We start from the raw sequence: 8,091 nt of genomic DNA on the forward strand, positions 1-8,091 counted from the left end.
GGGTCGACGCCGCGGCGGCGGACCTGCTCGGCCTCCAGCACGGGCAGGCCGTTCTCGACATCGGTTGCGGACCGGGGGCATTCGCCCGCGTTCTGGCCGAGCGGGTCGGTCCCACGGGGCACGTGGTGGGGGTGGACCCGTCGCGGCAGATGATCGACCACGCGACCGCACGGGCGCGAAGGCTGCCCCACTGCGAGTTCCGCGTCGGTACGGCGCAGGAGCTCGACGACCCCGACGAGTCGTTCGACGCGGTGACCGCGACGTTCTCGATGCACCACATCCCCGAAAGCCGGCGCGACGACGCGCTGGCCCAGTTCTTCCGGGTGCTCCGTCCGGGCGGCCGGTTGCTGCTCGCCGACATGTACCCCACCGGCCGGATCCGCCCGATCACGGTGCGGGTCCTGACCCGTGCGATGCGCCACCGTCACGACGAGGCCGGCGCCTCGGACGTCGCCCGGGCGGTCGACCCGATCGCCGCCGTCGACGTCCGCAACTACGCGGGCGCACTGCGGAGGGCCGGATTCGACGAGCCGGCCTTCCACGAGATCCGGCCGTCGACCGGCTGCCTGGTGGCGGTCAGACCCGGTCCTCGCGGATGAGCCGGACGGCATGGTCGACGACGTCGTCGACCGACACGGACGGCTCGGCGGTCCGGTCGATCGAGAGCGACTCGACCATCGCCCACCAGCCCCGCAACCGCATGATCGTCCATGCGTCGCCCTCGGTGCCGAGCGCGGTCAGGGTCCGTTCGACCATGGTGCCCCGCATGGCCTCGCGGATCTCCCGGATCTGTGGGTCGGCGCCGAATCCGCCGTGGAACAGCGCCTGATAGTTCTGCCCGTGCCGGTCGATGAACGAGACGAAGGCATACACGACGGCGCGCAACGGATCGGTGTCGTCGGGATCGGGGACCGCGGCCCGCAGCAGGCGCCGCGCGGCCGCGGCCACGACGGCGACGTAGAAGTCCTGTTTGGTGGGGAAGTAGCGGAACAGCAGACCCCGGGAGATCCCGGCGATCTCGGCGACCCGGTCGACGGACAACGCATGGATGGGCCGGGCGGCCAGTTCCTGCAGGCCGATGGCGACGAGCTGGCGTTTGCGTTCCTCCGGAGGCAGGCGCCGCCGCTTCTCGGTGCTCACGGATGGTCCCTCCCTCTTGATGGTGTGCTGCGCGCCCGGCTAGTCTAACTAAGCATTGCTCAGTTAGAGCCACGGAGGCCTCATGGATTTCGGTCAATCGGAACGCTCGCGCGAGTATCTCGAGCGGCTGCGCAGCTTCGTCGCCACCGAGGTGGTGCCCGTGGAGGAGCGGCTGCGCCGGGAGCGGGTCGCCCCCTCCGCGGCGCGCGGCGACAGCTCGGGTGCCGCGACGTGGTCGGTGCCCGACGAGTTCCGCGAACTGCAGCGCAAGGCCCGCGCCCAGGGCCTGTGGAACCTCTTCCTCCCCGATTCCGAACTCGGTGCGGGCCTGTCGAACGTCGAATACGCCCCCCTGGCGGAGGAGATGGGCCGCTCCCCGTTCCGGTCGTCGATCTTCAACTGCGACGCCCCGGACACCGGCAACATGGAGGTCCTCTACCACTACGGCAGCCCCGAACAGAAGGAACGCTGGCTGCGTCCCCTCCTCGACGGCGAGATCCGCTCGGCGTTCTGCATGACCGAGCCCGGTGTCGCGTCCTCGGACGCGACGAACATGGCGGCCACCGCCGTCGTCGAGGGCGACGAGGTGGTGCTCAACGGAAGCAAGTGGTGGAGCACGGGCATCGGCAGCCCCGACTGCAAGATCCTCATCTTCATGGGCCTCACCGACCCGCACGCACCCAAGCACCAGCAGCACTCGATGGTGCTGGTGCCGATCGACACCCCCGGGGTGAAGGTCGAGCGGATGCTGTCCGCCATGGGCTTCTACGACGAGCCCGGCGGCCACGGCGAGGTGTCGTTCACCGACGTGCGCCTGCCGCTCGACGCGATCATCGCCGGCCCCGGCCGCGGATTCGAGATCGCCCAGGGCCGCCTCGGTCCCGGCCGCGTCCACCACTGCATGCGCCTGATCGGGCTCGCCGAGCACGCCCTCGAACTCGCCTGCCGCCGGGGCCTCGACCGCGTCGCGTTCGGCAAGCCCCTGGTCAACCTCGGCGGCAACCGCGAGCGCATCGCCGACGCCCGCATCGCGATCAATCAGCTGCGGCTGCTCGTGCTGAACACCGCCTGGCTGCTCGACACCCAGGGCCTGTCCGGCGCGCGTTCCGCCGTCTCCGAGATCAAGGTCGCCACCCCGCGCGTGGTGCAGCAGGTGATCGACTTCGCGATCCAGATCCATGGCGGCGCAGGTCTTTCGGACGACTTCCCGCTCGCCGGTGCCTGGACGGCCGCGCGGGCGCTGCGCCTGGCCGACGGCCCCGACGAGGTGCATCAGGGCCTGGTGGCCCGCTTCGAACTCGGCAAGTACAACAACCCGGAGGGCCGCAAGTGACGATTCCCGACAACGCCCGCGCCGTCCGCGACGAGGACGCCTTCGACGTCGCGGCCGTCGCGGCCTGGCTCGGCGAGCACGCCGGCATCGCCGGGACCCCCGAGGTCCACCAGTTCTCCGGTGGCGCTTCGAATCTCACCTATCTGTTGCGCTACCCCGACCGGGACCTCGTGCTGCGCCGGCCGCCGGTGGGAGCCAAGCCGTCCTCCGGTCACGACATGGTCCGCGAGTACCGCATCCAGTCGCTGCTCGCGCCCGCCTACCGGTACGTGCCGCGCATGGTCGGCCTGTGCACCGACCACAGCGTGCTCGACAGCGACTTCTACGTGATGGAGCGGGTACCGGGGACGATCCTGCGGGCGAACCCGCCGGCCGAGCTCGACCTGACACCCGAGCGCACCCGCACGCTGTGCCTGCGGATCGTCGACCTGCTCGTCGAACTGCACGGCGTCGACCCCGCGTCCACGGGTCTGAGCGAATTCAGTCGCGGCTCGGGGTATGTCGCGCGCCAGGTCGCGGGATGGACCGCGCGCTACGAGAAGGCGCGCACCGAGAACGTCCCGGACTTCGCGCGGGTCACCAAGTGGCTGGACGAGACCCAGCCCGCCGACGTGGCATCGGCGGTCATCCACGGGGACTTCCGGCTCGACAACGTGGTGCTCGACGAGCACGACCCGCTGCAGCCCGTCGCGGTGCTGGACTGGGAGCTGGCCACCGTCGGCGATCCGCTCATGGATCTCGGCTCGTCCCTCGCCTACTGGGTGCAGGCGGACGACGATCCGATGCTGGTCGCCACCAAGCGGCAGCCGTCGGACCTGCCGGGCATGCTCACCCGCCGCGAGATCGTCGACTACTACTCGCAGAAGACCGGCCTTGCCGTGGACAACTGGGGCTTCTACGAGGTCTTCGGGCTCTTCCGGCTCGCGGTGATCGCCCAGCAGATCTACTACCGCTACCACCACGGGCAGACCACCAACCCGGCGTTCAAGGACTTCTGGGTGATCGTCGGCTACCTGGACTCGCGGTGCAACACGCTGATCGACGAGATCGAGGGGGGACGCGCATGAGCACGCGGAGGAACATCCTGATCACCGGCGCGAGCTCCGGCCTCGGCGCCGGCATGGCCCGCGAATTCGCCGCGCGGGGACGCAACCTCGCCCTCGCGGCGCGACGGATCGAGCGACTCGAGGAGTTGCGCGACGAACTGCTCGCGAAGCACCCGGGCATCACCGTCGCGGTGCGGCGGCTCGACGTGGACCGGCACGAGGACGTGTTCACGGTGTTCCGGGAGTTCGACGACGAACTCGGCGGCCTCGACCGGGTGATCGTCAACGCGGGCCTGGGCAAGGGACAGCCGCTGGGCACGGGCTACTTCCGCGCCAATGCGCAGACGGCGAACACCAATTTCCTGGGCGCGCTGGCGCAGAGCGAGGCCGCCCTCGAGCTCATGCGCCCCCGCAACGCCGGTCACGTGGTGCTGATCTCGTCGGTGAGTGCGGTGCGCGGGATGCCGCGCAATCTCACGACGTACGCGGCGTCGAAGGCCGCCGTCGCGGCGCTCGGCGAGGGCATGCGCGCGGACCTGGCCCGCACGGGCATCCGGGTGAGCACGATCTTCCCGGGGTTCATCCGCTCGGAGATCAACGAGAAGGTCGAGAACGTGCCGTTCATCGTCGACACCGAGACCGGGTGCCGCGCGCTGGCGGCCGCGATCGAGAAGGAACCGCACAAGGCGTACGTCCCGAGCTGGCCGTGGACGCCGCTCGCCTATGCGATGAAGGTGCTGCCGCTGTCCGTCGTCAGCCGGATGGTGTGAGTTCCCGCCCCCGACGCGAAGTGGCCGAATGTCACATTCCTTCAGTTGGATCGAAGGAATGTGACATTCGGCCACAGAGGCGGTGGAAGCCGCGGATCAGGCGTCGGCGCCGATGATGAAGGCCTCGAGCTCGGCGCGAGCCTTGTCGTCGGCCATCTGGACCGGCGGGGACTTCATCAGGTAGGCGGAGGCCGGCAGCACGGGGCCGCCGATGCCGCGGTCCTTGGCGATCTTCGCGGCGCGGATGGCGTCGATGATGATGCCGGCCGAGTTGGGCGAGTCCCACACCTCGAGCTTGTACTCGAGGTTCAGGGGCACGTCACCGAAGGCGCGGCCCTCGAGGCGGACGTACGCCCACTTGCGGTCGTCGAGCCAGCCGACGTGGTCGGACGGGCCGATGTGGACGTCGTTGGCGCCCATCTCCTTCTTGAGGTTGGAGGTGACGGCCTGGGTCTTGGAGATCTTCTTCGACTCGAGGCGCTCACGCTCGAGCATGTTCTTGAAGTCCATGTTGCCGCCGACGTTGAGCTGCATGGTGCGGTCGAGCTGCACACCGCGGTCCTCGAACAGCTTCGCCATCACGCGGTGGGTGATGGTGGCGCCGACCTGCGACTTGATGTCGTCGCCGACGATCGGGACGCCGGCCTCGGTGAACTTGGCGGCCCACTCCGGGTCGGAGGCGATGAACACGGGCAGCGCGTTGACGAAGGCGACGCCGGCGTCGATGCAGCACTGGGCGTAGAACTTGTCGGCCTCTTCGGAACCGACGGGCAGGTAGGACACGAGCACGTCGACCTTCGCGTCCTTCAGTGCCTGCACGACGTCCACGGGCTCGGCCTCGGAGAGCTCGATGGTCTCGGCGTAGTACTTGCCGATGCCGTCGAGGGTGTGGCCGCGCTGGACGGTGACGCCGCTCGGCGGCACGTCGGCGATCTTGATGGTGTTGTTCTCGCTGGCGAAGATCGCCTCGGAGAGGTCGAAGCCGACCTTCTTCGCGTCCACGTCGAACGCGGCGACGAACTGGACGTCGCGCACGTGGTACCGGCCGAACTCGACATGCATCAGGCCCGGAACGGTGGTGCCCGCCTCCGCGTCCTTGTAGTACTCGACGCCCTGGACCAGGGACGAGGCACAGTTCCCCACGCCTACAATGGCCACGCGCACCGAGGTGCTGTTCTCACCCATGGTCGGGTTCTCCTTCTGTGTTGCGTTGTGCTGTCGACTGCTCGGCGGCGATCAATTCGTTGAGCCAGCGGACCTCGCGCTCGCTCGACTCGAGCCCGAGCTGATGAAGCTGACGGGTATAGCGGTCCAAGGTGCCGCTCGCCCGCCCGATTGCGTCGCGGAGCCCTTCTCTGCGCTCCTCGACCTGGCGGCGCCTGCCCTCGAGGATCCGCATCCGCGCCTCGGCGGGGGTGCGGCTGAAGAAGGCGAGGTGCACGCCGAAACCGTCGTCGGTGTAGTTCTGCGGCCCGGTGTCGGCCACCAGCTCGGAGAAGCGCTTACGGCCCTCCGGGGTGAGCTGGTACACGCGACGGGCTCGTCGCATGACGGTGCCGGGTGCTCCCGAGTCCTCCTCGATGAGTCCGTCGGCCTGCATACGTCGCAGCGTCGGGTAGAGGGAACCGTAGGAAAAGGCGCGGAACGCGCCGAGCAGTCCGGTCAGTCGTTTGCGGAGCTCGTAGCCGTGCATGGGCGACTCGAGGAGCAGCCCGAGGATTGCCAGCTCGAGCAAAGGGCCTCCTCCACCGTGTCGATGAACTTATCCGAGTGATGCGATTGTCGATTATATCGCACCGATATATAGGACGATACTGGAGCGGAGTGCATGTAACAACGGGTATCGGTAAATCGGTCAGGGTTCGTACGGGAACACCGCGATCGGCGTGCCGTCGAACGCGAAGACGAGATGCCCGCCCTGATCGGTGCCGGGACGCTGCGCGTGGACCACGACCGTGGCCCGGCCCTCGTCGTCGACGTCGACGCCGACCTGCTCCAACCGGCCGTCGGGCACCCGCAGCGTCGCGGGAGCGCCGAGGATCATCTCTGACACCGCGACCAGGTCCAGGCCCGCCAGATCGAAGGCCACCGCATCCGACGTCCGGGTACTCGGACTGCTCCACGAGTCGAACTCGCCGTCGAAGGTGTACGAGAGATACCGGTGCGGATCGCCGGCCACCGCCCGGTCGAACGACGCATGCTCCGGGAACAGGGTCAGGTCGTCGACCAGCGTGTCGCCGAACTCGGCCCGATAGTCCTCGACGAACCGGGCCAGCCCCTGCGGCGACGTCAGGTCCGGCAGCGGCTCCGGCCCGTCCGCCGCGTTCCCGACGACTCCCGCCAGCGCGCCCGTCACGGCCCCCACCGCGACGGTCGTCGCCGCGATCACCACACGCCGGGCCCTCACCGGGTCCCCCGGTTCTCGAACCGATGCAGCTCGATCAGTTCGCCCTGCGGCGTCACCTCGAGGAATCCGGTCTCGCCCGCCGTGTTGCGCACGAAGATGCGCACCGACGGCTGGTCGTACGAGAAGCCGACCGAGATGTGGCCGACCGTGCCGTCCGGCACGCCGACGCTCTGCGGCGCCCCCGCGACGTAGCGGGCGATCTCGTCGACGTCCAGCGTCGCCAGGTCGACCACCGGGGTGTCCACGGCACGGGTCCGGGGCGCATGGTCCGGGTCGAAACCGCCGCGGTAGGTGTACGACACCATGCGGTCCGGGACGTCGGGGACGGAGCGGGTGATGCTCGCGTGCTGCTCGAAGAAGTCCACCTTGTCGACGAGCGTGTTCCCGAACGCCGCCAGGTGGTCGGCCCGGTACTGCTCGAGGCCCGCCCGGGTCACCAGGCTCGGCGTCGGCACCACGACCGGTCGCAGCGCCGCCGGGTCGAGGTACAGCGCCTGCTGCGCCCCGGCGGGTGGCGGGTCGGCGCGCACCCAGCGGAACGTCGCCACCCCCGCCACCACCGCCGCCGTCACCACGGCCCCGGCGAACACCCAGGGACCCCAGGCGCGGACCCGTGCCGCCGCGGCGGCGCCCGGGCTCGCCTGCAGGTCGGCGACCAGTTCGTCGAGCTCGCCGAGCGTGTCCGCCGCACCGGCGCGCGCATCCCGGACCTCGTGCTCGGCGCCCGAGAGCTGACCGTCCGCATACGCCGCGTCGAGCCGCGCCCGGACCGCAGCCCGATCGGCGTCGCGTGCCCTGGTGGAAGGCGAATGGCGGCCGATCATGCGGGAGATCGTAACGACGCAGCTCAGAACACGCCCAGCACGCCGCCGTCGAACAGAATCTTCACGTACCGCGTGCCGTCGCCGGACTCGATGTAGATGGTCACCGCCGGGGTGCCGTCGTGGGCGAACGACACGTGCGAGACCGTGCCGCCGGGCAGGCCGACCAGCGCGGGCGCCTCCGCGATCCGGGCGGTCACGGCCCCCGCGTCGACCGCGCCGAGGTCGAAGTCCTGGTAGCCGGGGAAGCGCTGCACCGTCACCGGTTGGGCCCGCAGTGCCCCACCCGTGTAGGTGTAGGTCGCGATCCGGCCCGGCTCGTCCGGCAGCGCCCGTTCGATGTGGGCCCGCTCCGGACGGAGGACCAGCCGGTACACGACCGTGTCGCCGAAGCGGTCCCGCACCGCCGCAAGAACCGCCTCGAACCCGCCGGGCTCGAGCGGCCGGACCGGGGTCACCACGATCGGATCGACACCGTCGTCGGGGACCGCCACCGGCGCGGCGGGCTGCTCCCGCACCGCCGCGGGTCCCGGCGCCGGGCCGTCCCCATCCGACAGCATCACCGCCGCGCCGG

Annotated in this window: 9 protein-coding genes and 1 pseudogene; 4 read left to right on the top strand and 6 right to left on the bottom strand. The window is 70.0% G+C overall.

Annotation, left to right across the window (positions count from 1 at the left end):
* Window positions 1–599: methyltransferase domain-containing protein (locus AIIKEEIJ_RS09670; protein ID WP_161995539.1), on the top strand; the 599-nt coding region annotated here is incomplete at its 5' end.
* Here the strand turns inward: AIIKEEIJ_RS09670 and AIIKEEIJ_RS09675 are convergent.
* A complete protein-coding gene (locus AIIKEEIJ_RS09675) occupies window positions 577–1,140 on the bottom strand; it encodes a TetR/AcrR family transcriptional regulator (protein WP_006932287.1) in 564 nt (187 codons plus the stop codon). The two genes, AIIKEEIJ_RS09670 and AIIKEEIJ_RS09675, sit on opposite strands and share 23 nt — an antisense overlap.
* A gap of 82 nt (window positions 1,141–1,222) precedes the next feature.
* On the opposite strand from AIIKEEIJ_RS09675, the gene AIIKEEIJ_RS09680 reads away from it, so the two are divergent.
* Genes AIIKEEIJ_RS09680 through AIIKEEIJ_RS09690 form a run of 3 tightly spaced genes read left to right on the top strand, consistent with a single transcriptional unit; the run spans window position 1,223 to window position 4,289 of the window.
* Window positions 1,223–2,473, top strand: coding sequence for an acyl-CoA dehydrogenase family protein (locus AIIKEEIJ_RS09680; RefSeq protein WP_161995540.1), 1,251 nt, complete (start codon window positions 1,223–1,225; stop codon window positions 2,471–2,473).
* Window positions 2,470–3,540 carry a phosphotransferase gene (locus AIIKEEIJ_RS09685; protein ID WP_161995541.1) on the top strand — a complete coding sequence of 357 codons (1,071 nt, stop codon included), beginning with the start codon at window positions 2,470–2,472 and terminating at the stop codon, window positions 3,538–3,540. Before AIIKEEIJ_RS09680 ends, AIIKEEIJ_RS09685 begins: the two co-directional genes overlap by 4 nt.
* Window positions 3,537–4,289 carry an SDR family oxidoreductase gene (locus tag AIIKEEIJ_RS09690; protein WP_006932290.1) on the top strand — a complete coding sequence of 251 codons (753 nt, stop codon included), beginning with the start codon at window positions 3,537–3,539 and terminating at the stop codon, window positions 4,287–4,289. The genes AIIKEEIJ_RS09685 and AIIKEEIJ_RS09690 overlap by 4 nt, the downstream gene beginning before the upstream one ends.
* Before the next feature lie 96 nt (window positions 4,290–4,385).
* Here the strand turns inward: AIIKEEIJ_RS09690 and AIIKEEIJ_RS09695 are convergent, their stop codons facing one another.
* From AIIKEEIJ_RS09695 to AIIKEEIJ_RS09715, 5 genes and pseudogenes are all read right to left on the bottom strand, one after another.
* Window positions 4,386–5,474 carry an inositol-3-phosphate synthase gene (locus AIIKEEIJ_RS09695; RefSeq protein WP_006932291.1) on the bottom strand — a complete coding sequence of 363 codons (1,089 nt, stop codon included), beginning with the start codon at window positions 5,472–5,474 and terminating at the stop codon, window positions 4,386–4,388.
* Window positions 5,467–6,024, bottom strand: a complete 558-nt coding sequence (locus AIIKEEIJ_RS09700; RefSeq protein WP_006932293.1) for a PadR family transcriptional regulator — start codon at window positions 6,022–6,024, stop codon at window positions 5,467–5,469. The genes AIIKEEIJ_RS09695 and AIIKEEIJ_RS09700 overlap by 8 nt, the downstream gene beginning before the upstream one ends.
* 120 nt (window positions 6,025–6,144) lie before the next feature.
* On the bottom strand, window positions 6,145–6,696 hold the full coding sequence (locus tag AIIKEEIJ_RS09705) for a hypothetical protein (protein WP_338020931.1): 552 nt from the start codon (window positions 6,694–6,696) through the stop codon (window positions 6,145–6,147).
* A complete protein-coding gene (locus AIIKEEIJ_RS09710) occupies window positions 6,693–7,520 on the bottom strand; it encodes a DUF1707 SHOCT-like domain-containing protein (protein WP_029546712.1) in 828 nt (275 codons plus the stop codon). The genes AIIKEEIJ_RS09705 and AIIKEEIJ_RS09710 overlap by 4 nt, the downstream gene beginning before the upstream one ends.
* Window positions 7,521–7,543: 23 nt before the next feature.
* Window positions 7,544–8,091 (bottom strand): annotated as a pseudogene (locus AIIKEEIJ_RS09715) (DUF1707 SHOCT-like domain-containing protein); the annotation flags it as partial.

The organism is Rhodococcus sp. YH1, from assembly GCF_009939605.1.
In the GTDB taxonomy this organism is placed as follows: Bacteria; Actinomycetota; Actinomycetes; order Mycobacteriales; family Mycobacteriaceae; genus Rhodococcus; species Rhodococcus aetherivorans.

Coding starts and splice junctions, on each gene's coding strand:
- AIIKEEIJ_RS09680 (WP_161995540.1), top strand. CDS start 1,223: ATGGATTTCGGTCAATCGGAACGCTCGCGCGAGTATCTCGAGCGGCTG.
- AIIKEEIJ_RS09690 (WP_006932290.1), top strand. CDS start 3,537: ATGAGCACGCGGAGGAACATCCTGATCACCGGCGCGAGCTCCGGCCTC.
- AIIKEEIJ_RS09695 (WP_006932291.1), bottom strand. CDS start 5,474: ATGGGTGAGAACAGCACCTCGGTGCGCGTGGCCATTGTAGGCGTGGGG.
- AIIKEEIJ_RS09710 (WP_029546712.1), bottom strand. CDS start 7,520: ATGATCGGCCGCCATTCGCCTTCCACCAGGGCACGCGACGCCGATCGG.